Raw genomic sequence first — 21,235 nt, forward strand, 5'->3', positions numbered from 1 at the left:
CGCAGAACGCACCTATAGCAAAACCAAATGGTAAGGACGGGAGTTCGAAATAGGATTTGCGCTCGCACCGTCGGATGATGGGCCATCGGAATCGGACTGCCCACAATCAGGCTGCCCACCACCAGACTGCCCATACCGGGGAGCGGACATTCATGGCACAGAACAAAAGAGCGCTGGTGCTCAGCGCCCACTCGGCGGATTTCGTGTGGCGCGCCGGCGGCGCTATCGCGCTGCATCAGAAGAAGGGGTACGAGGTCACCATCGTCTGCCTGTCCTACGGCGAACGCGGCGAATCCGCCAAGCTGTGGAAGCAGGAGGGCTGCACGCTGGAGCGTGTGAAGACGGAGCGCCGCAAGGAGGCCGAGGCCGCCGCCAAGGCGCTGAACGCCCACGATATCCAGTTCTTCGACCTCGGCGATTACCCGCTGGAGATCGACCGCGAGGCCAAGTTCCGTCTGGTCGACGCGATCCGCAAGGTGCAGCCCGCCTTCCTGATGAGCCACTCGCACTACGATCCCTACAACACCGACCATTCCTACGCGACCAAGGTCCTGATGGAATGCCGGATGATCGCCCAGGCCTGGGGGCACAATCCGGGGCAGAAGGTGCTCGGCGCCCCGCAGCTCTACCTGTTCGAGCCGCACCAGACCGAGCAAATGGGCTGGAAGCCGGACGTCTTCCTCGACATCACCGAGGTGTGGGACAACAAGCGCGCCGCCATCGAATGCATGGCCGGGCAGGAGCATCTCTGGGATTATTACACCAACCTGGCGCAGAACCGCGGCAACCACTTCCGCCGCAACTCCGGCGGGCAGGCCGGCGGGCGCAACGCCCGCTATGCCGAAGGCTTCCAGTCGGTCTATCCCCGCACCGTGGATGAGCTGTGATGAACGTCGTCGTCCAAACCATCGAGCGGGCCGACCCGGCGGTGATCGCCGGACTGGCCGAATGCGGCGTCGCCACCGTGCACGAGGCGCAGGGCCGCAAGGGCCTGCTGTCCTCCGCCCTGCGGCCGATCTATCCCGGCGCCCAGATCGCCGCCTCGGCGGTGACCGTCCTGGCCCCGCCGGCCGACAACTGGATGCTCCACGTCGCCATCGAGCAGGTGACGCCGGGTGATCTGCTGGTGCTCGCCACCACCTCGCCGTCGGACGCCGGCTATTTCGGCGACCTGCTGGCGACTTCGGCCAAGGCGCGCGGCTGCGCCGGTCTGGTCATCGACGCCGGGGTGCGCGACGTCCGGACGCTGACCGACATGGGCTTTCCGGTCTGGTCGCGGGCGGTCTGCGCGCAGGGCACGGTGAAGGAGACGCTGGGGTCGGTCAACGTGCCGGTGGTCTGCGCGGGCGCGCTGGTGAATCCCGGCGACGTGATCGTCGCGGACGACGACGGCGTCTGCGTGGTCCGCCGCGAGGAGGCCGCCGAGGTGCTGGCGAAGGCGCAGGACCGGCTGGCCAAGGAGGAGGAGAAGCGGGCGCGGCTGTCGGCAGGCGAACTCGGCCTCGACATCTACGGCATGCGCGGCCCGCTCGCCGCGAAGGGGCTGCGCTATGTCTGACGGCGTGCGCTGCCTGTGGATGCGCGGCGGGACCTCCAAGGGCGGGTATTTCCTGGCCGACGACCTGCCGCCCGGCACGGCGGCGCGCGACGCCTTCCTGCTGCGGGTGATGGGCTCGCCCGACCCGCGCCAGATCGACGGGATGGGCGGCGCCGACCCGCTGACCTCCAAGGTGGCGGTGGTGCGCCGGTCGGAGCGTCCGGGCGTGGACGTGGACTACCTGTTCCTTCAGGTGTTCGTGGACAAGGCCATCGTCACCGACGCCCAGAACTGCGGCAACATCCTGGCCGGCGTCGGCCCCTTCGCCATCGAGCGCGGCCTCGTTCCCGCCCGCGACGGCGTGACGCCGGTGACCATCCACATGGAGAACACCGGGCAGGTGGCGGTTGCCGCCGTGCCGACGCCGGGCGGGGCGGTCACCTACCGGGGCGACGCGCGCATCGACGGCGTGCCCGGCACGGCGGCGGCGATCCCCATTGAGTTCCGCGACACCGCCGGCTCCTCCTGCGGGGCGCTGCTGCCGACGGGGAACGCGGTGGACGTCATCGACGGGGTCCCGGTCACCTGCATCGACAACGGCATGCCGGTGGTGGTGGTGCGCGCCGCCGACCTCGGGGTGCGCGGCGACGAGACGCGGGAGGAACTGGACGCCGACGCGGCGCTGAAGGCGCGGCTGGAATCGATTCGGCTGAAGGCCGGGCCGCGGATGAATCTGGGCGACGTGACGGACAAGTCGGTGCCGAAAATGACGCTGGTCAGCGCGCCGGCCAACGGCGGGGCGATTTCCACCCGGACCTTCATCCCGCACCGCTGCCACGCCTCCATCGGCGTACTCGGCGCGGTCAGCGTCGCCACCGCCTGCGCGCTGGAGGGCTCGCCCGCCGCGTCGCTCGCCGTGGTTCCCGACGGCGCCACCCGGACGCTGAGCGTCGAGCACCCGACCGGCGAGATGACCGTGGTCCTCGACCTCGACGGCGCCGGAACGGTGACCCGCGCCGCCCTGCTGCGCACCGCCCGCAAGCTGTTCGACGGCACCGTCTACGCCGACTGATCTCTTTCCCCGAAGGGAGCCTTCCTATGGACGCCGACTACCGTCCCTTCCACCCCAACCCGAGCAAGCCGGCCTACACACCACCGCCCGGCGCGGTGGACGCCCACTGCCACGTCTTCGGTCCGGCCGACCGCTTCCCCTACGCGCCGGAGCGCAAATACACCCCCTGCGACGCGCCGAAGGAGCGGCTCTTCGCCCTGCGCGACGAGTTGGGCTTCGCGCGCAACGTCATCGTCCAGGCGACCTGCCACGGCAAGGACAACCGGGCGCTGGTCGACGCGCTGAGGGCCTCCAACGGGCTGGCGCGCGGCGTCGCCTCCGTCGGCCCGTCGATCACCGAGGGCGAGCTGGCCGAGCTGCACGAGGCCGGGGTGCGCGGCGTGCGCTTCAACTTCGTCAAGCGTCTGGTGGACGCCACGCCCAAGGAGGTCTTCCTCGGCATCGCCGACCGGATCGCGAAATTCGGCTGGCACATCGTGGTCTATTTCGAGGCGCCGGATCTCGACGACCTCACGCCCTTCCTGCGCGAGCTGCCCACCACCATCGTCGTGGACCATATGGGCCGCCCGGACATCGCCAAGGGCGTGGACCATCCCCAGTTCCAGAAATTCGTCGCCCTGATGGATGAGAACCCCAAGGTCTGGAGCAAGGTGAGCTGCCCCGAGCGGCTGAGCGTCCAGGGTCCGCCGGCCTACGACGACGTGGTGCCCCTCGCCCGCCTGCTGGTCGACCGCTTCACCGACCGCGTGCTGTGGGGCACCGACTGGCCGCACCCGAACATGACCTCGCACATGCCCGACGACGGGCATCTGGTCGACGTCATCCCTCGCATCGCCACCGACGAGGCCAAGCGGACGGCGCTTCTCGTCGACAACCCGATGCGGCTTTACTGGTCCGAATAAGTCAGAAACGATCCGGAGGAAACAAACCATGAGCGCGCCGACGCCACACGAGCCGATACCCGGCACCACCATCTTCGACGGCCGGATGGCCATGAAGGGCTACCCGCTGAACAAGATGTGCTACTCGTTCAACGAGGCGGCGGCCCGGCAGGAGTTCCTGGCCGACGAGGACGCCTACTGCGCCAAGTTCGGCCTCAACGACGAGCAGAAGAAGGCCGTCAAGGACCGCAACGCCCTGGCCCTGCTGGCGGCGGGCGGCAACATCTACTACCTCGCCAAGTTCATCGGCATGCTCGGCCTGAACGTCCAGGACATCGGCGCGCAGCAGACCGGCATGACGGTCGAGGAATTCAAGGCGAAGCTCAAGGCGGCGGGGAACTGAGACCATGGCCAAGATCGTCGGTGGCGTCACCACCTCCCACATTCCCGCGATCGGCAACGCCATCGCCAACGAACTGTTCGAGGACCCCTATTGGAAGCCGTTCTTCGACGGCTATCCCAAGGCCCGCGACTGGCTGGCCGAGGTCAAGCCGGACGTGGCCATCGTGGTCTACAACGACCACGGGCTGAACTTCTTCCTGGACAAGATGCCGACCTTCTCCATCGGCGCGGCCCCGGAGTACCAGAACAAGGACGAGGGCTGGGGCCTGAAGCCGCTGCCGCCCTACCCCGGCGATCCGGAGCTGTCCTGGCACATCATCGAATCGCTGGTGAACGACGAGTTCGACATCTGCTCCTGCCAGGAGATGGCGGTGGACCACGGCTTCACCGTGCCGATGGCCCTGCTGTGGCCCGACCAGACCCAGCGGCCCGTCCGGACCATCCCGGTGGCGGTCAACACGGTGCAGCACCCGCTGCCGACCCCGGCGCGCTGCCTGAAGCTGGGCGAGGCCATCGGCCGCGCGGTGGCGTCCTACCCCAAGGACCTGAAGGTGGTCGTGCTGGGCACCGGCGGCCTGTCGCACCAACTCGACGGCGAACGGGCGGGCTTCATCAACAAGGACTTCGACCTGATGTGCCTTGAGAAGATCGTCGACGAGCCGGAGGCGCTGGCGAAATACTCCATCCACGATCTGGTCCGTCTGGCCGGCGCCCAGGGGGCGGAGCTGATCCTCTGGCTGATCATGCGCGGCGCGCTGGGCAGGAAGGTCTCGAAGGTCCACAGCAACTACCACATCCCGATCTCCAACACCGGGGCCGGCCTGCTGGTCCTGGAAAGCGCGGCCTGATCGGGAAACCGCCGCCGTTGGCCCCCATCCGCCGCCGCGTTCCCCGGCGGACGGGGACCATAAGCGCAAGGCCGGTGCAGCGCGCGCTGCACCGGCCTGTTTTTGCTTGCCGTCTGGTCGATCACCGGGTCAGGGACGCCAGCGGAAAGCTCTCGTCGGCGGCCTGGTCCGGCGTCAGGGCGGCCTTGCGGTCCAGCAGCTTGCGGCCGACCATGTGGTCCGCCGGGCGGTTGACGGAGTCGATGGCGATCAGGGCGCCCTCGCGGAAATAGAAGGCCGAGAAGCGGCGGTCCTCCGGCGCGCCGCGCAGCACCATCCGGTCGTGAGCGGCGGATAGGCCGACGATTTGAAGCTTCGCGTCATACTGATCGGACCAGAACCAGGGCGCCGCGGTGAAGGGACGCTCCCGCCCCAGCAGCGCGGCGGCGGCCGCCTTGCCCTGCTCGACGGCGTTCTGAACGGACTCCAGCCGCAGCAGCGTCCCCGTGCTGGTGCGCCGGGCCGTGCAGTCGCCGACCGCGACGATGGCCGGATCGTCGGTGCGGGCACAGTCGTCCACCAGGACACCGCCGTCGCAGGCCAACCCGCAGCCTTCGGCCAGCGCCGTGTCGGGGACGATTCCGACGCCGACCACCACCAGATCCGCCGGGTGCGACCGCCCGTCGGCGGTGCGCACGGCGACGACGCGGCCCCCCTGCCCGTCCAGCCCGACCACCTTGGCCCCCAATTCGACCATCACACCCTGCCCGCGGTGCAGGTCGGCGTAGAAGGCCGCCAGGAACGGCGTCGCCGAGCGGGCGAGCAGCCGGTCGGCCGCCTCCAGAATGGTCACCTCCAGGCCGCGCTTGCGCGCCGCCGCCGCGACCTCCAGCCCGATGTAGCCGCCGCCGATCACCACCACCCGCGCCGCGCGGTCGAGCGCCGCGCGAATCCGCCGGGCGTCGTCCAGCGACCGCAGCCCGAGCACGCCGTCCAACCCGTCACCAAGGATCGGCAGACGGCGCACCCGCGCGCCGGTGGCCAGCGCCAGCCCGCGATAGCCCAGGCGGCGCCCGTCCTCCAGGCGCACCTGGCGGGCCGGGCGGTCGATGGCGACGACGCGCGTGCCGGTGAGCAGGGCGATGCGCTGCCGTTCGAAGACCTCGGCGCCGCGGATGGCGAGCTGCGCCTCATCCATCGTGCCGGCGAGAATCGCCTTGGACAGCGGCGGTCGGTGATAGGGGGCCGACGCCTCCTCGCCGATCAGCGTGATGGGACCGTCATAGCCCTCGGCGCGCAGGGATTCGGCGACCTGCAGCCCGCCCTGCCCTGCCCCGACGATGACCATTCCCGCGTCCGCGGGCCCCGACTGCGCCGCGCCGCCCATCAGCTCTGGGCCTCGGGCAGGCGGATCACGATGCCGTCCAGCGCGTCGCTCACCCGGATCTGGCAGGACAGGCGGCTGTTGCCGCGGCGCTCCGACGCCGTGCAATCGAGCATCTCCTGCTCCGTCTCGCTGGGCGGCGAAAGGGAGTCGACGAGCGCCTCGTCCACATAACAGTGGCAGGTCGCGCAGGCGCAGGAGCCGCCGCACTCGCCCTCGATGCCGGCGACGCCGCTTTGCACCGCGCCCTGCATCAGGGTCCAGCCCGTCGGGATGTCCACGACCTGCTCCAGGCCGTCGTGCTCGATGAAGGTGACCTTCGCCATGGCCGAAACTTCCTTTGAAAAACCGTGTTGCGCGTCGGGGCGCGGCCGGGGCCCGTCCCCCGGCCGCGCCGTCGTCCCTGGTGGTCAGCCCACCGCCAGTTCCAGGCGGGTCGGACTGCGGAAGGTGGTGGAGGGCATCCAGGGCAGCTGGTCCTGCACCCGGACGAACTCCGGCACGCGCTTCAGGAACTCCTCGCAGGCGACGCGGGCAGCCAGACGGGCAAAGGCCGTGCCGAGGCAGGCGTGGACGCCGCCGCCGAATCCCAGATGCCCCTTCGGCTTGCGGTCGATGTCGTAGAGGTGGGCGTTGGCGAAGCGCCGCTCGTCGCGGTTCCCCGACCCGTAGGCGAGGCAGACGAAATCACCGGCGCGCATCGTCTGGCCGTGCAGCTCGACGTCCTTCTGAAGGCAGCGGCGGAAGCGCTGGGCCGAGGTGTTGAAGCGCAACGATTCCTCGATGGCATCGGGGATCAGCGCCGGGTTGGCGGCGAGCCGGCGGCGCGCGTCGGCGTGGTCGGCGAGGTTCAGGGCGAACATCGCGAGGAAGCCCGACAGGGATTCGATGCCGGCCATGATCAGCGTGGTGATGGTCATCTGCACCTCGCGGTCGGCCAGCTTCTCGCCGGCGACCTCGGCCTGGATCAGAGCGGTGATCAGGTCGTCGCCGGGCTCACGCTTGCGCAGCTCCACCAGCTCCTTGGCGTACTCGCTCATCCACTGGAAGGCGGCGAGATGCTCCGGCCCCTTCTGCCGGGTGCGGGGATCGGACTGCACCATCAGCACGGCCTTGTCGCGCACCATCCGCTCGTTCTCGCGAGGCAGGTTGAACAGGCCGAACAGCACGTCCACCGTGACCTTGCTGGAGACGTCGCTGACGAAGTCGAAGGTCCTCTCCCCCTGCACGGCGTCCAGCGCCCGGTTGGCCGAGGCGCGCACCGGCTCGGTCAATCCCTCCACCGCCTTCTTGGTGAAGGCGAACTGGACGATGCTGCGCAGGCGGTCGTGGCGGGGCGGATCGGTGGTGCCCAGCGTGTTGCCGGCGCGGTTGGGCATCTCGTCCATCAGGTTGCCCTTGGCCGAAGAATAGGTTTCCCAATCGTTCAGCGCGGTGACGATGTCGTCATAGCGCGACAGCACCCACATGTTGGCTTCCTCGCTCCAGAAGCAGGGATGCTCGTCGCGCAAGGTCTTGTAGAAAGGAAACGGGTCGGCATCGACGGCCGGGGAGTAGGGATCGAAACGAAACATCGGGCGCAGTCCTCCGACACCCGCGGCGGCGGGCGGCCAATTGGCGGTTTTTGGTTTGGATCGACGCGAACCGTTCAGGTCGCGAACAATTGCATCCTAGACGGGTTCGCCTTTGCGGCGGAATGGACGAAGTGGAAGGAAAATTGTACTTTTCCGACAAACGAAGGCGCGGGGAGGACGGCATGGAGCAGGATGCGGACGAGCCGGCGCAGACGCCTTCCGGGATGGTCCCGCTGTTCGCCCTCTACGGCGAGGAGGCCCGGCTCACCGACGCCGAATTCATACACATCGAGGACATCGAAAGCCGCAGCCGCCTCTATGACTGGGGCATCGGCTCCCACACCCACCGCGGGCTGTTCCAGCTGGTGGCGGTGCTCGACGGCGGGGCGCGCGTGCAGATCGACGACCGGGTGGCGGAGGTGGCGGCGCCCTGCGTGATCGTAGTTCCCCCGGCGGTGGTGCATTCCTTCCAGTTCCGGCCGGGCAGCCACGGCTATGTGCTGACGGTGGCCGAAGTGATGCTGTTCGACGGGGCGAGCGCGCAGAGCCGGCCGCTGTTCGAGGCGCTGTTCCTGCGCCCCTGCCTGATCGATTTCACCGACGCCCCGGCGGCGGCGGAGCGCGTCGCCACCCTGCTCGATCAATTGATGACGGAGTTCCGCTGGCCGCAGCTCGGCCGGTCGGCGATGTGCGAGTGGCTGCTGCGCGGCGTCCTGCTGCTGCTGGAGCGCCAGCGCGCGGCGGCGGCCGGGGCCGACCCGGCGGAGCGCGTGCGCACCGAGCTGTTCGCCCGCTTCCGCGCGCTGGTCGAGGAACGCTTCACCGAGCATTGGGCGATCCCGCGCTACGCGGACGCGCTGGGGATCACCGAATCGCGGCTGAACCGCCTGTGCCGGCATCTCGCCGGCCGCTCCGCCTTCGAGGTGGTGCAGGACCGCCTGCTGCTCGAAGCGAAGCGCCGTCTGGTCTACATCGCCGCACCGGTGTCGATGATCGCCTATGAGTTGGGCTTCCAGGACCCCGGCTATTTCAACCGCGTCTTCAAGAGGCTGACCGGGAAGACGCCGGCCGCCTTCCGGCGCGAGGCGCGCTCCGAATAGCGCGGACTGTTTCTCACCGCTCGACCGTGTCGAGCCGCGCCAGAATGGCGTCGGCGAGCGCCCGGTAATCGCCCTCCCCGATGGCGCGGGCGTCGAGCTTCAGGTCGCCGACGCGCTGCTGCCAGTCGACGGCGGCGCGGGCCATGCCGCCGGCCAGCCCCAGCTCGTCGACGGTGCGCGCGACCTCGCGCATCTCGGCGGCGCGGCGGACGCCGTGGGTCATGACGCGCTCCTGCATGTAGGCGGCGCGCTCCTTGAAGCCGAAACCGGGATAGGTGACGTCCAGGGAGTCCAACACCACCTCGTCCACCCCGGCCTTGCGCCCGGCCAGCACGCATTCGAGGAACAGCGCCTCCAGACCCTTCATCATCACGCTGCGGATCATCTTGATCGAGGAGGCGGTGCCGACCGGTCCCGGCGCCTCCCTGGCGCTCATCTTCAGGGCCGACAGGGCGGCCAGGGCCTCGGCGGCGTGCGGACCGGCGACCAGCAGCGGCGTCTTGTGGAGCTTCGGATGGACCGGCGCCATCACCGCCAGATCGACGTAGCGCCCGCCGGCCGCCTCGACCGCCTGCGCCGACTCCCGCTTGGTGCCGGGCGCGCAGGAGTTGCCGTCGAAGAACAGGGCGCCGGGTGCGAGATGGGCGGCGGCGTCGCGGGCGGCGGCCTGCGCCTGATCGGCGGTGACCAGCGAGAAGACCAGCGCGGCCCCGGCCAGGGCGTCCTCCACCCGCTCGGCGCCGGTCACCCCCGCCGTCGCGTAGTCGGTCCACTTGCGGGCGCGCACCGCCGCGTCGGCGGACCCGGTCTTGACGTCGAAGGCGGCGACCGTGTCCGCCAGCCCGGCGCCCCGCCAGCCGGACCGGAAGGCCGACGCCGCCTCCCCGAATCCGATGAAGGCCACCTTGGCCGTCCGCTGGTCCCGCACCGTCATCGTTGCCTCCGTCCGTCCGTGCGCTGGGAGTCCATCTCCCCTCCAATAGGCATGGCTAGCACGCCGGCACGCTGGCGGCGTCATTCAATGACGGATCACCCTATCCAATTTTTGAATAGCGCTCCGTCGGTGTTTTGAATGGCCGCTCACGGGCGGGGGACCGGCGAGACGGCCTGCTTCCCGGCCTCGCGCAGCAGGTCGAGGAAATGCGCCTGCGTCGCGGTCGGGCGCCACCCCCGGCGCACGGTGAGGCCGATGGTGCGCTCGGTGTTGGCCAGTTCCACGGGCAGGATGACCAGCAGGCCCAGCTCATGCTCATGCCGGATCTGGTGCGCCGAGATCAGCGTCAAACGGTCGCTGCCCAGCAGCAGGCCGCGCACCAGGATCTGGGAGCCGGTTTCGACCAGCCCACGCGGCGGCCCGTCGGCGAACAGCGCCTCGAACCGGTCGCGCGTCGGCGTGCCGCGGCGCGGGACCACCCATTGGCACCCCGCCAGCTCCTCCAGCGTCAGCGTCGGCCGGCGGGACAAGGGATGGAAGGCGCGCGCGACCACGACCAGCGGGTCCTCGAACAAGGGTTCCTGCACGACGTCGTCGATGGGCAGCGGGTCGCGCAGCGCGCCGATCAACACGTCGATCTCGCCATGGCGCAGCCCGTGCAGCAGATCGTCGTAGGGGCCGTCGAGAACGTCGAACTGGACGTCCGGACGCTCGCGCACCAGAGCGTTGACGGCGGTCGGCAGGATGAAGGGGCGCGACAGCGGCATGCTGCCGACGACGATGCGGGCGGTGTCGCCGCCCAGCCCCTCGCCGACCTCCGCGAATCCCTGCTCCAGCTCCGTGATCGCCAGCTTGACATGCTGGACCAGCGCCTTGGCGGCGGGGGTCAGCGCGATGCCGGCGGCGGTCCGCGCGAACAGCGCCATGCCCGCCAGCCGCTCCAGGTCGCGGGCGGCGCGGTGCAGGGTGGGTTGCGAAATGCCGACGGTGCGCGCCGCGAGGCTGAAATTGCCGGCGTCGGCGACCGCGGCCAGCGCCCGGATCTGCGCGGCCGTCAGCAGCTGGTCGAAATCCGCCACACCGCGCAGGCCGCCCTTGCGCCCGCCGATGCGGACCGCCTCGCGCGTGCCGGTGCGCAGGCGGTCCAGCGCGCGCTCCACGCGGTCGAGGAACAGCACGCCCATGGCGGACACCGCCATGCCGTCCGGCCGCCGCTCGAACAGGGGGGTGCCGACCTCCTCCTCCAGCTTGGCAATGGCCTGGGTGATGGCGGGCTGGGACAGATGCACATGCTCCGCCGCCTGACTGATGCTGCCGCGCCGCGCCACCTCGCGGAAGGCCCGCAAATGCCGGATGTTGGGAATGCCGTTCATCGGACCTTCCTGCTCCACAGCGTTGCTGCCGGAGCAGCCATAGCAAAACTCAATGGCTCCAGCTTATCGTCGGGGCACCAGTCCGTAAAGAGGCCGGGCCGTGCGAAGCGTTACGCCCCCGCCACCCGCTTGACCGCCTCCATCATGCCGACAAAGCCCTGGGCCGAGCGGTACGGCCCCCGCGGATCGGCCGCTTGGGCGAAGCAGGCGCGAAGCCGGTCCCAGTCCGGTGTCGGGCACTGCTCCTCGAACCAGGGGCCATGCTTGTGCCACGGGGCGAGCGCCGCCGCGACGTCGGCCGGCAGAACGCGTCCGTCGTCCTGTTCCCGCTCCATGAAGGCCAGGGCCGACCGGCAGCCGCCGGCCATGTTCTCGGCGAAGACCCCGAGGCTGTCCGGGTGCAGGTGGGGACGTCCGTCCGGGTCGATGTAGAGGATGGGAAATGCCGGAGCCAGCCGCGGGAACAGGGTGTTGGACCAGACGGTCCCGCCCCAGTAGATCTGGGCGATCCGGGCGAAGTGGGCCACCTCGACGACCGGTTCGAGCCCGCTCGCCTCCAGGGGCAGGATCTCGACCTTGGGCTTGGTGACGGTCACGGTGTCGTTGGCCGCGTCGACGTACAGGGCGCCGACCTGCATGGCGTTCTGGAAATAGCTGCCGCGCAACGCCCCCCAGATCGGGGACAGGGTGCCGCCCTCCTGGACGAAGGCCGCCAGAGCGTGGGTGACGGGCGTGTCCGGCGCGGCGATCCGCCGGCCCAGCCGCTCGAAGACGGCGTCGCTGATCTCGCGGCAGAAACCCTTCGGGTAAGGGTTGCGGCGCTTCGGGAAGGTCAGCCGGCCCTCCTCCCGATCCCGGTCGACGCCGTGGCGCAGCTCCAGCATCAGCGCTTCCAAAGCGGCGAGGTGGGGGCCAATCCACCGCTCCGTCAGGACGCGCATCCGCTCGTCGGGCGGCACCGGGCGACGATGCCCCCGCCAGACACGCAGCTGACGGTCCAACGGGGTTTCGGCGCCCATCGGCGGGCGGGCGGAGGCGGCGTGAGTCACGGGCGGGCGGTCTCCGGCAAAGCGGCAACCGTCCATCCGGTCCGCAAGGCCAGTCCGGGCGGACCAGAGCGCGGCAACCCCGATCTGGTCCTCACCCAGGCTGATTCCGGACAGGGAACGCCATCGCCGGGCCGCAGGTCAAGCGACCATCATGATCGGGTGCCGCCCTGTCCTTCAAGACGGCGGCTCGATCCGCTTCATCGCCTTGCGGCAGTGAGCCAGCGCGTCACGGATCATGACGTTGACCAGCGTCGGCGACACGCCAAGGGTCTCCGCAATGTCCTTCTATCCGCGATGTCCTTCTGGCTGTGGCCGTGGATTCGGTGCATTTCGAAGGCGGCGGCGGACTGGCTTGGACGCGGGGTGATCTTCCCTTATCAAGTGCCGGCCGGGCTGCTCGTCTCCGTAGTCGCCTACAATTGTCGACGGCCCTTTCCTCCTCTGGCTTCCGGGACGGCGCTGATGCCCCGCTTCTTCTGCGACACCGCGATTCCCCAGGACCTCCTCCCCGGCACCCCCGCCGCCGCCGCGGACTGGCTGGTCGCCGCCTCCGAGCCCTATGGCCTCACCTTCACCCGCGATGGCGACCGCCTGACGACAGACGGGCCGTTCGGCCGCCTGACGCTGACCGTGGGCACCGACGCCCTGCGTCTTCGGGCGGAGTCGGGCGACCGCGGCCTCCTGGAGCGGCTGCGCGGCTCGGTCACCGAACAGCTGATCGCCCTGCTGGGGGAGGACGCGACGATCGTCTGGACCGGCGACGTCGAGACCGGAGCGCTGTTCGCCGATTTCCGCGAGATCCGCGTCGCCGCGGTCCGCGACCTGACCCCGCGCCTGCGCCGCATCACCTTCCGCGGCCGGGATCTTGGCCGCTTTGCCACCTCGGACAACCTGCATGTCCGCCTCTATCTGCCGCCGCCGGGGCTGGAGGCGCCATCCTGGCCGCGCCCCGGCCCCGACGGGCGGCCGGTCCTGCCGGAGCCCGAGCGCCGGCCGGCGGTCCGCTACTACACCCTGCGGCGCGTCGATGCCGATGCCGGTGAGTTGGACATCGATGTCGTCCTTCACGACGATGACGGCCATTCCGGTGACGCCCCCGGCGCCGACTTCGCCCGGCGGGCGCGGCCCGGCGACCTCTGCGGCATGTCCGGTCCCTACGGGCTCGGCATCCGGTCGGCCTCCTGGTATCTGCTGGCCGGCGACGAAACGGCCCTTCCCGCCATCGCCCGCATCCTGGAGGAGCTGCCGGACGACGCCCGCGGCACCGCCCTGATCGAGGTGGAGGACACGGCGGACGAACTGCCGCTCCAGGCCCCCGCGGGGGTCGCCGTCCGCTGGCTGCACCGCCAGAGCGCCGAAGGGACGGGGCCGCTGGTGGAGGCGGTGCGGTCGCTGACGCTCCCAACGGACACCGCCAGCCTGTTCGCCTGGGTCGCCTGCGAGCTCGACGACCTTGCCCGGCTGCGCGAGCATCTGCGCGGATGCGGCATCGACCGCGACCGCATGCTGGCCGTCGCCTACTGGCGACGTGCTGCGCCGGTCACTCCGTCAAAGGCGGCCTCGCCAGACCGCGGAACCTCCGGATGACATCACCGATCAAGCCGATGTTCCACCTCGACAGGGTGAGCTTCGCCTTGCCGGGGCGCCTCCTGCTCGACCAGACGTCCTGCGATCTCCTTCCGCGCCGGGTGACCGCGTTGATTCCCCCACCCGGACAGCGGAGAGCCGGTCGCGCTGGCGCGCTGAGCGTCGGCAGGACCGCTCAATTCCCGCCGCCTCCCACGATCCCGAGCTGACCGCGCAACGCCGCCAGGATCTCCACCGACAAGTCCGGATCGGCCTGCGCGGTGGCGCGGGCCAGCGCCATGCCGCCGATCAGGGCCGACACGATGGCGATGGCGCGGGCGCGGCGACCGGCATCGCCCTCCCCGTCCCGCTCCGGCAGGCGCTCTTCCACCACCGCGAAGAAGCGCTCGACGCCGGCGCCGAAGCGTTCCTGCAACGCGGGGTCCTGCCGCGCCACCTCCCCGGCGAAGGCGGCCATCGGACAGCCGGCGTCCGGCCGGTCGCGGTGCCGTTCGCTCAGATAGCGCGTCAGGAAGGCGTCGAGCGCCCCCTCCGGTGACGCCTCGTCGGCGGGCAACCGGTCGAGGCTCTCGGCGAAGGCGGCCTCGCACGCCTCGGCGGCCAGCGCGTCCTTCGAGGCGAAATGGCCGTAGAAGCCGCCGTGGGTCAGACCGGCGGCCTTGGTGATCTCCGCCACCCCGACCTTGTCGAACCCGCGTTCGCGGAACAAACGTCCCGCCGCCTTGACGATGGCGGCGCGGTTCTCCGCCGCCTTTTCCTTGGAAACCTTCACGTCGTCACCTTGCGCATGGCTGCCACGCCTCCATCGCGGGGGCACGTGGCGATATTCATGATGGACGTCATGAATAAGTCCATTCATGATGATCATCATCATAACCCAGCGGGCATGGAGAGGACAATGACGGATATGAGCGGCGGCGTGGCCCTGGTCACCGGCGGCACCTCGGGCATCGGGCGGGCGACCGCGCTGGCTTTCGCCAAGGCGGGCGCCACGGCGATCGTCACCGGGCGGCGCGAGGCGGAGGGGCTGGAGACGGTGGACCTCGTTCGGCAGGCCGGCGGGCGCGCCGTCTTCGTCCAGGCCGACGTCGCCGACGCCGAGGAGGTCGCCGCCCTGTTCGCCCGGATCGAGCGGGACCATGGCCGGCTCGACTACGCCTTCAACAACGCCGGCATTCATTTCGGCCGGACGGTGGCCGACACGACGGAGGCCGATTTCGACCGCATGGTCGCCGTCAACATCAAGGGCGTCTGGCTGTGCCTGAAGCACGAGCTGCCGATCATGCTGCGGCAGGGCAAGGGCGCCATCGTGTCCACCGGCTCCGTGCTGGGCCAGATCGGGCTGGCCGGCAACAGTGTCTATTCCGCCAGCAAGGCGGCGGTCGAGGGCATGACCCGCAGCGTCGCCATCGAGGTCGCCAAGTCCGGCGTGCGCGTCAACGCCGTCTGCCCGGCGATCATCCAGACGCCGATGAGCGCCGGGTCCTTCGGCGGGGAGGAGGCGGTCAACGCGGCGCTCGGCCCGCTGCACCCGGTGGGTCGCGTCGGCCAGCCGCGCGAGGTCGCCGACACCGTGGTCTGGCTGTGCTCCGACGCCGCGTCCTTCATCACCGGCCAGTCGATCAACGTCGATGGCGGGCTGACGGTGCAGTGATCCCTAACTTAGAAAGGAACGCGCGACCATGGATGCCATCGATCCCGTCGTCATCGTCTCCGCTGCGCGCACGCCGCTCGGCCGTTTCCAGGGGGAGTTGTCGGCCCTGCCCGCCCACGCGCTGGGCGCCCACGCGGTCCGCGCCGCCCTGAGCCGCGCCGGACTGGCGCCGGAGCGGGTGGACGAGGTCCTGCTCGGCTGCGTGCTGCCCGCCGGCCAGGGGCAGGCGCCGGCCCGGCAGGCGGCGCGCGGCGCCGGTCTGCCCGACGCCACCGGCGCCACCACCGTCAACAAGGTCTGCGGCTCCGGCATGAAGGCGACGATGCTCGCCCACGACCTGATCCGCGCCGGCTCGTCCGACATCGTGTTGGCCGGCGGCATGGAGTCGATGTCCAACGCGCCTTATCTGCTGGCCAAGGCGCGCGGCGGCTACCGCATCGGGCACGACCGCATCCTCGACCACCTGATGCTCGACGGGCTGGAGGACGCCTATGAGGGCGGGCGCCCGATGGGCGATTTCGGCGAGGCGACCGCCGAACTCTACGGCTTCACCCGCGCCGATCAGGACGCCTACGCCGTCGAGACGCTGACCCGCGCCCGCGCCGCCATCGAAAACGGCGCCTTCGCCGCGGAGATCGCCCCCGTGACCCTCGCCGCCAAAGCTGGGGAGCGCCTTGTCACCGACGACGAGAATCCGCTGAAGGTCTCGCCGGAGAAGATTCCCGCCCTGAAGCCGGCCTTCCGCCGCGACGGCACGATCACCGCGGCCAGTTCGTCGGCCAACGCCGACGGGGCGGCGGCGCTGCTCCTCACCCGCCGCTCGCTGGCCGAGCGCGAGGGGCTGCCCGTGCTGGCGACCATCCTCGGCCACGCCACCCACAGCCAGGACCCGGCCTGGTTTACCACGGCGCCGATTCCGGCGATCCGCAAACTGCTCGACCGCGTCGGCTGGGGTGTCGGCGACGTCGATCTGTTCGAGATCAACGAAGCCTTCGCGGTCGTCGCCATGGCGGCGCAGCGGGACCTCGGCATTCCCCGCGACGCGCTGAACGTCAACGGCGGGGCCTGCGCGCTCGGCCACCCCATCGGCGCCACCGGCGCGCGGCTGATCGTGACGCTGCTGCACGCGCTGGCCGCGCGGGGGCTGCGCCGCGGCGTCGCGTCCCTGTGCATCGGCGGCGGCGAGGCCACCGCCATCGCGGTCGAACGGCCCGCCTGACCCTTTCCGCCAGACCGGAAGCGCATCCATGCTGTCCTCCCCCGTCGCCGCCGCGCTGGCGCGGCGCAACGTCCATTATGGCTGGGCCGTCGTCGGCGTCACCTTCCTGACCATGCTGGTGTCAGCGGGTGCTGTCGGCGCCCCCGGCGTCCTCCTGCTGCCCCTGCAGCGCGAGTTCGGCTGGTCCACCGCTGACATCTCCATCGCCCTGGCCATCCGCCTGCTGCTGTTCGGCCTGATGGGACCGTTCGCCGCCGCGCTCATCAACCGCTACGGCGTCAAGCGGATGGTGCTGTCCTCGCTGACGCTGGTCAGCGGCGGGCTGCTGTTGTCGCTCGCCATGCGCGAGGTCTGGCAGCTGATCCTGCTGTGGGGCTTCGTCGTCGGCTTCGGCACCGGCCTGACCGCGATGGTGCTGGGCGCCACCGTGGCGACGCGCTGGTTCAGCCGGCGGCGCGGGCTGGTCGTCGGCCTGCTGACCGCCAGTTCGGCCACCGGGCAGCTCGTCTTCATGCCGCTGCTGTCGATGCTGACCGAGCAGATGGGCTGGCGCGTCGCGCTCGCTCTGCTGTGCGGGCTGCTGTGGGTGGCGGCGCTGGCCGTGCTCGCCCTGATGCGCGACCGTCCGTCCGACCTCGGGCTGGCCGCCTATGGCGAGGAGGGCGCCGCGACCGCCCCGCCGCCGCCCGCCGGATCGGTGGTGGCCGCAGCATTGGGCGCCCTGCGCGATGCGTCGAGGACGCGGGTCTTCTGGGTGTTGTTCGCCACCTTCTTCATCTGCGGGGCGAGCACCAACGGGCTGATCCAGACCCACCTGATCCCGCTCTGCGTCGATTTCGGCGTGCCGGAGGTGCGGGCCGCCAGCCTGCTGGCGCTGATGGGAATCTTCGACTTCGTCGGCACGGTCGCCTCGGGCTGGCTGTCCGACCGCTACGACAACCGCTGGCTCCTGTTCTGGTATTACGGCCTGCGCGGCCTGTCGCTGCTGTTCCTGCCCTATTCCGACTTCACGCTCTACGGCCTGTCGCTGTTCGCGGTGTTCTACGGGCTGGACTGGATCGCCACCGTGCCGCCGACCGTCCGGCTGACGGCGGAACGGTTCGGACGGGAGCGCGCCAACCTCGTCTTCGGCTGGGTCTTCGCCGGGCACCAGATCGGTGCCGCCTGCGCCGCCTTCGGGGCCGGCTACGCCCGTAGCACGCTGGACAGCTACCTGCCGGCCTTCTTCATCGCCGGGCTGCTCTGCCTGGGGGCCGCCCTGCTGGTCCCGACGCTGGGCCGCGCCCCGGCCGCGACCAAGCCGGCGCCGGCCACCTGAGGGCGCCCCACCAAAGCCCCATCGACTTCGGGCCGGGCTGTGCTTAGATAGGCGCAGCCCGGCCCGCTCCGTTTGGGTCTATCCAAACACGGGCCGGGCCATCCCCACTGCGTCGATGGACCGACCATGGACAAACTGCACGCGATGCGCGTCTTCGTCCGCGTCGTCGAGGTCAACAGCTTCACCAAGGCCGCCGACACGCTGGGCCTGCCGCGCGCCTCGGTGACGACGACCATCCAGAATCTGGAGGCGGCGCTCGGCGTGCGCCTGCTCCAGCGGACGACCCGCAAGCTGAGCCTGACGCTCGACGGCGCCGCCTATCTGGAGGGCGCCACCCGCATCCTGTCCGACCTGGAGGAGATCGAGACCTCCTTCACCAGCGCCCGCAAGACGCCGCGCGGGCGCCTGCGGGTGGACATGCCGGGCTCGGTCGGGCGGCTCATCATCATCCCGACCATTCACGAGTTCCACGCCCGCTACCCCGACATCGAGATCATGATCGGGATGAGCGACCGCCCCATCGACCTGATCCAGGAGGGGGTGGATTGCGTGCTGCGCGTCGGCGATCTGGTGGATTCCAGCCTGATCGCCCGCCGGGTCGGCGCCTTCCGCCCGGTGACCGTCGCCAGCCCGGCCTATCTCGCCCGCCACGGCACGCCCCGGACCATCGAGGAGCTGGAGGGCCACACCGCCGTCAACTACTTCACCCGCACCGGCAAGATGCACGAGATGAGCTTCGAGCGCGACGGCGTCACCCGCGAGGTGAAGCTGAACGGCCCGGTCTCGGTCAACGACGCCGACGCCTACGTCACCTGCGCGCTGGAGGGGCTGGGCATCGGGCAGATCGCCCGCTTCATGGCGCTGCCCCACCTGCGCAGCGGCGCCCTGGTGGAGATCCTCAAGGACTGGCGCCCGGCCCTGATGCCGATCTCCGCGCTCTATCCGCACAACCGCCACCTGTCGCCCAAGGTCCGCGCCTTCGTCGACTGGGTTGCCGAACTGTTCGAGGGCTGCCCGCTGATGCAGGGCGAGGAGATCGACGGCTACGAGTGCCCGGAGCGGGAGAAGCCCGCGCCGGCCCCCGCCGCCGCGGAGCCGGAGGACGCCTGCCTCTGCGTGATGTGAGTTATGCGGGCCGGATTGTTCATGCGATCCGAATTGTGTTGCCGTTGACCGCGTATTTATTCCGATCCGCCTGACGTCCACACTCCCTCCTGTTGCAATGCGGGAGGGGTGCTGGGGCACCGTAGGATCATGGGCCGGTCATCGGAACCGTCGAAAACACGCAAAGCCAGGGCGGCACCCTGCCCGCTCTCGGTCGATGACCGGACCATCGCCGGCCACGCCCAGGACATCCGGCTGCGGCTCTACCGGCCGCTGATCGGGCTGACCGTTCCGGCCCTGCTGTACCTGCACGGCGGCGGCTTCACCTCCGGTTCGCTGGAGGAGGCGGAGACCGCCGCCGCCGCCATCGCCGAGAGCGTGCCCGCGCTGGTCGTCTCGGTCGGCTATTCGCTGGCCCCGGCCTACTGCTTCCCCACCGCCGCCCACGACGCCCATCAGGCGGCGCTGTGGACGCTGGCCGAAGCCCGCGACCTGAACATCGCCAAGGGTGGGCTGGGCGTCGCCGGACACGACGCCGGCGGCCATGTCGCCGCCTCGCTGACCTTCCTCGCCCGCGACCAGGGCGAGGTGGACATCCGCGCGCAGGCCCTGCTCGGCCCCATGCTGGACCCCAGCCTGACCCGCGCCGGCGACGCCCAGGCGATGCAGTGCGACGTTCCGGCGACCGCCTACGCCCGCTGCTACCGCGCCTATCTGCCCGACGCGGCGCAGCGCCTGCACCCCTACGCCGCCCCACTGGATTCCCGCCGGCTGGCCGGGCTGCCGCCGACGCTGATCGTCACCGCGCAGAAGGACGTCCTGCGCATCGAGGCGGAGCAGTACGCCGCCAACCTGATCGGTGCCGGCGTGCCCACCGAGGTCACCCGCTTCCCCGCCATTTCTCACGCCGCGCTGCCGGGCCACCGCCCGGCGCTGCTGGCCGTCGCCGACTTTTTCCGCCGCCGCCTGTCCCCCGCGGACGGCCGCGGCGCCTTCGTTTGACTCCCCAGGAGAGTGGTCCCATGTCGTTGTCTCCTTCGAAGCTTGCCCTCCTTCTCGCCGTCGGCGCCGCGACCGCCGGTGTCGCCGGTATCGTCGCCACCCAGGGCCACGCCGACGCCCCCGCCGCGGCGACCGCCGCCCCGCCGCCGCCCGAGGTGGACGTGGCACCGGTCGTCGCCCGCAAGATCACCGACTGGCAGTCTTACTCAGGCCGCTTGGAGGCGGTGGACCGGGTGGAGGTGCGCCCGCAGGTGTCCGGCGCCATCACCGCCGTGCATTTCCGCAACGGCGCCCTGGTGAAGAAGGGCGATCCCCTCTTCACCATCGACCCGCGCCCCCACGTCGCCGAGGTGGCAAGGGCCGAGGCCCAGGTCGCCGCCGCGCAGGCCGCGGTGCGCTTCACCGCCGCCGACCTCGACCGCGCCCAGCGGCTGGTGCAGAACAACACCGTCTCGCGCCAGACGCTCGACGAGAAGGAGAACGCCGCCCGCGAGGCCGGCGCCAACCTGAAGGCGGCGCAGGCGGCGCTCGACCTCGCCCGCATCGACCTGGAGCACACCCAGGTCACCGCACCCATCTCCGGCCGCGTCTCGCGCGCCGAGGTGACGGTGGGCAACGTCGTGGCGTCCGGCGCCTCCGCGGCACCGCTCACGACGCTGGTCTCGGTCTCGCCGATCTACGCCTCCTTCGACGTCGACGAGCAGACCTACCTGCGCCACATCGCCAGCGTGAAGGACGCCGCCGACGTTCCGGTCCAGCTCGGCCTCGCCAACGAGAGCGGCTATTCGCGCGGCGGCACGGTGGAGCATGTGGACAATCAACTCGACTCCGTGTCCGGCACCATCCGCGTGCGCGCCAAGTTCGACAACCCCGACGGCATGCTGGTCCCCGGCCTCTACGCCCGCGTCAAGGTCGGCGGCAGCACCCCGCACGACGCGCTGATGGTCGAGGATCGCGCCATCAACACCGACCAGGACAAGAAGTTCGTCCTGGTGGTCGGCGGCGACGACACCGTGCAGTACCGCGAGATCGTCCCGGGTGCTGCGCAGAACGGCTTGCGGGTGGTCAAGAGCGGCCTCGCCGCTGGGGAGCGCATCGTCGTCAACGGCGTCCAGCACGCCCGCCCCGGCGCCCGCATCAGCCCGAAGACCGTGGCGATGGGCAAGCCGGCCGACGCCATCGAAACCGCGTCCAACAACCCGTGATCCCGCCCTCATG

At 70.5% G+C, this 21,235-nt stretch carries 21 protein-coding genes; 14 read left to right on the top strand and 7 right to left on the bottom strand.

Translation table 11 applies throughout. The features are described 5' to 3' along the window. Nucleotides 1–152 precede the first annotated feature (152 nt). The 6 genes from JJL56_RS24045 to JJL56_RS24070 are packed head-to-tail and all read left to right on the top strand — an operon-like array spanning nucleotide 153 to nucleotide 4,740. Complete coding sequence (locus JJL56_RS24045; protein ID WP_200486571.1) at nucleotides 153–887, top strand: PIG-L deacetylase family protein; 735 nt, start codon at nucleotides 153–155, stop codon at nucleotides 885–887. Then, nucleotides 887–1,558: a 4-carboxy-4-hydroxy-2-oxoadipate aldolase/oxaloacetate decarboxylase gene (locus JJL56_RS24050; protein ID WP_200486572.1), complete on the top strand. Its 672-nt coding sequence runs from the start codon at nucleotides 887–889 to the stop codon at nucleotides 1,556–1,558. Before JJL56_RS24045 ends, JJL56_RS24050 begins: the two co-directional genes overlap by 1 nt. After that, the gene (locus tag JJL56_RS24055) at nucleotides 1,551–2,609 is read left to right on the top strand and encodes a 4-oxalomesaconate tautomerase (protein WP_200486573.1); all 1,059 of its coding nucleotides are present in this window, start codon (nucleotides 1,551–1,553) and stop codon (nucleotides 2,607–2,609) included. The genes JJL56_RS24050 and JJL56_RS24055 overlap by 8 nt, the downstream gene beginning before the upstream one ends. A gap of 26 nt (nucleotides 2,610–2,635) precedes the next feature. Beyond that, on the top strand, nucleotides 2,636–3,511 hold the full coding sequence (locus JJL56_RS24060) for an amidohydrolase family protein (RefSeq protein ID WP_200486574.1): 876 nt from the start codon (nucleotides 2,636–2,638) through the stop codon (nucleotides 3,509–3,511). A 28-nt stretch (nucleotides 3,512–3,539) separates the two neighbouring features. Continuing rightward, on the top strand, nucleotides 3,540–3,893 hold the full coding sequence (locus JJL56_RS24065; RefSeq protein WP_109067865.1) for a protocatechuate 4,5-dioxygenase subunit alpha: 354 nt from the start codon (nucleotides 3,540–3,542) through the stop codon (nucleotides 3,891–3,893). Between the two features lie 4 nt (nucleotides 3,894–3,897). Beyond that, nucleotides 3,898–4,740: a class III extradiol dioxygenase family protein gene (locus JJL56_RS24070; protein WP_035681315.1), complete on the top strand. Its 843-nt coding sequence runs from the start codon at nucleotides 3,898–3,900 to the stop codon at nucleotides 4,738–4,740. A 121-nt stretch (nucleotides 4,741–4,861) separates the two neighbouring features. On the opposite strand, the gene JJL56_RS24075 is transcribed toward JJL56_RS24070, so the two are convergent. The 3 genes from JJL56_RS24075 to JJL56_RS24085 form a co-directional block, all read right to left on the bottom strand. Then, nucleotides 4,862–6,067, bottom strand: a complete 1,206-nt coding sequence (locus JJL56_RS24075; RefSeq protein WP_200486575.1) for an NAD(P)/FAD-dependent oxidoreductase — start codon at nucleotides 6,065–6,067, stop codon at nucleotides 4,862–4,864. A 38-nt stretch (nucleotides 6,068–6,105) separates the two neighbouring features. Further along, nucleotides 6,106–6,429, bottom strand: coding sequence for a 2Fe-2S iron-sulfur cluster-binding protein (locus tag JJL56_RS24080; RefSeq protein ID WP_200486576.1), 324 nt, complete (start codon nucleotides 6,427–6,429; stop codon nucleotides 6,106–6,108). Between the two features lie 84 nt (nucleotides 6,430–6,513). Next, on the bottom strand, nucleotides 6,514–7,677 hold the full coding sequence (locus JJL56_RS24085; RefSeq protein WP_014199251.1) for a cytochrome P450: 1,164 nt from the start codon (nucleotides 7,675–7,677) through the stop codon (nucleotides 6,514–6,516). Nucleotides 7,678–7,859: 182 nt separating this feature from the next. On the opposite strand from JJL56_RS24085, the gene JJL56_RS24090 reads away from it, so the two are divergent. After that, nucleotides 7,860–8,777 carry a helix-turn-helix domain-containing protein gene (locus JJL56_RS24090; RefSeq protein WP_200486577.1) on the top strand — a complete coding sequence of 306 codons (918 nt, stop codon included), beginning with the start codon at nucleotides 7,860–7,862 and terminating at the stop codon, nucleotides 8,775–8,777. Between the two features lie 13 nt (nucleotides 8,778–8,790). On the opposite strand, the gene JJL56_RS24095 is transcribed toward JJL56_RS24090, so the two are convergent. The 3 genes from JJL56_RS24095 to JJL56_RS24105 form a co-directional block, all read right to left on the bottom strand. Next, nucleotides 8,791–9,711 carry an NAD(P)-dependent oxidoreductase gene (locus JJL56_RS24095; protein ID WP_200486578.1) on the bottom strand — a complete coding sequence of 307 codons (921 nt, stop codon included), beginning with the start codon at nucleotides 9,709–9,711 and terminating at the stop codon, nucleotides 8,791–8,793. Between the two features lie 146 nt (nucleotides 9,712–9,857). Continuing rightward, entirely contained in the window at nucleotides 9,858–11,084 is a 1,227-nt protein-coding gene (locus JJL56_RS24100) for a LysR family transcriptional regulator (RefSeq protein WP_200486579.1), read from the bottom strand. Nucleotides 11,085–11,194: 110 nt separating this feature from the next. Beyond that, the gene (locus tag JJL56_RS24105; RefSeq protein WP_345772629.1) at nucleotides 11,195–12,133 is read right to left on the bottom strand and encodes a ubiquitin family protein; all 939 of its coding nucleotides are present in this window, start codon (nucleotides 12,131–12,133) and stop codon (nucleotides 11,195–11,197) included. Nucleotides 12,134–12,595: 462 nt separating this feature from the next. Here JJL56_RS24105 and JJL56_RS24110 point away from each other — a divergent pair, with 462 nt between their 5' ends. Next, the gene (locus JJL56_RS24110) at nucleotides 12,596–13,720 is read left to right on the top strand and encodes a siderophore-interacting protein (protein WP_200486581.1); all 1,125 of its coding nucleotides are present in this window, start codon (nucleotides 12,596–12,598) and stop codon (nucleotides 13,718–13,720) included. 175 nt (nucleotides 13,721–13,895) lie between these two features. Here the strand turns inward: JJL56_RS24110 and JJL56_RS24115 are convergent, their stop codons facing one another. Then, entirely contained in the window at nucleotides 13,896–14,492 is a 597-nt protein-coding gene (locus JJL56_RS24115) for a TetR family transcriptional regulator (protein ID WP_200486582.1), read from the bottom strand. 126 nt (nucleotides 14,493–14,618) lie between these two features. On the opposite strand from JJL56_RS24115, the gene JJL56_RS24120 reads away from it, so the two are divergent. From JJL56_RS24120 to JJL56_RS24145, 6 genes are all read left to right on the top strand, one after another. After that, complete coding sequence (locus tag JJL56_RS24120; protein WP_200486583.1) at nucleotides 14,619–15,374, top strand: SDR family oxidoreductase; 756 nt, start codon at nucleotides 14,619–14,621, stop codon at nucleotides 15,372–15,374. A 28-nt stretch (nucleotides 15,375–15,402) separates the two neighbouring features. After that, nucleotides 15,403–16,593 (top strand): acetyl-CoA C-acyltransferase, encoded by a 1,191-nt coding sequence (locus JJL56_RS24125; protein WP_200486584.1) that lies wholly within the window; start codon nucleotides 15,403–15,405, stop codon nucleotides 16,591–16,593. Nucleotides 16,594–16,621: 28 nt separating this feature from the next. After that, nucleotides 16,622–17,911, top strand: a complete 1,290-nt coding sequence (locus JJL56_RS24130; protein WP_200486585.1) for an MFS transporter — start codon at nucleotides 16,622–16,624, stop codon at nucleotides 17,909–17,911. Nucleotides 17,912–18,037: 126 nt separating this feature from the next. Continuing rightward, entirely contained in the window at nucleotides 18,038–19,036 is a 999-nt protein-coding gene (locus JJL56_RS24135) for a LysR family transcriptional regulator (protein ID WP_200486586.1), read from the top strand. Nucleotides 19,037–19,165: 129 nt separating this feature from the next. Beyond that, nucleotides 19,166–20,017, top strand: coding sequence for an alpha/beta hydrolase (locus tag JJL56_RS24140; RefSeq protein ID WP_200486587.1), 852 nt, complete (start codon nucleotides 19,166–19,168; stop codon nucleotides 20,015–20,017). A 20-nt stretch (nucleotides 20,018–20,037) separates the two neighbouring features. After that, on the top strand, nucleotides 20,038–21,222 hold the full coding sequence (locus JJL56_RS24145) for an efflux RND transporter periplasmic adaptor subunit (RefSeq protein ID WP_200486588.1): 1,185 nt from the start codon (nucleotides 20,038–20,040) through the stop codon (nucleotides 21,220–21,222). Nucleotides 21,223–21,235: the final 13 nt, after the last annotated feature.

Origin of the sequence: Azospirillum aestuarii (genome assembly GCF_016632405.1) — a bacterium.
Taxonomy (GTDB): domain Bacteria; phylum Pseudomonadota; class Alphaproteobacteria; order Azospirillales; family Azospirillaceae; genus Azospirillum; species Azospirillum aestuarii.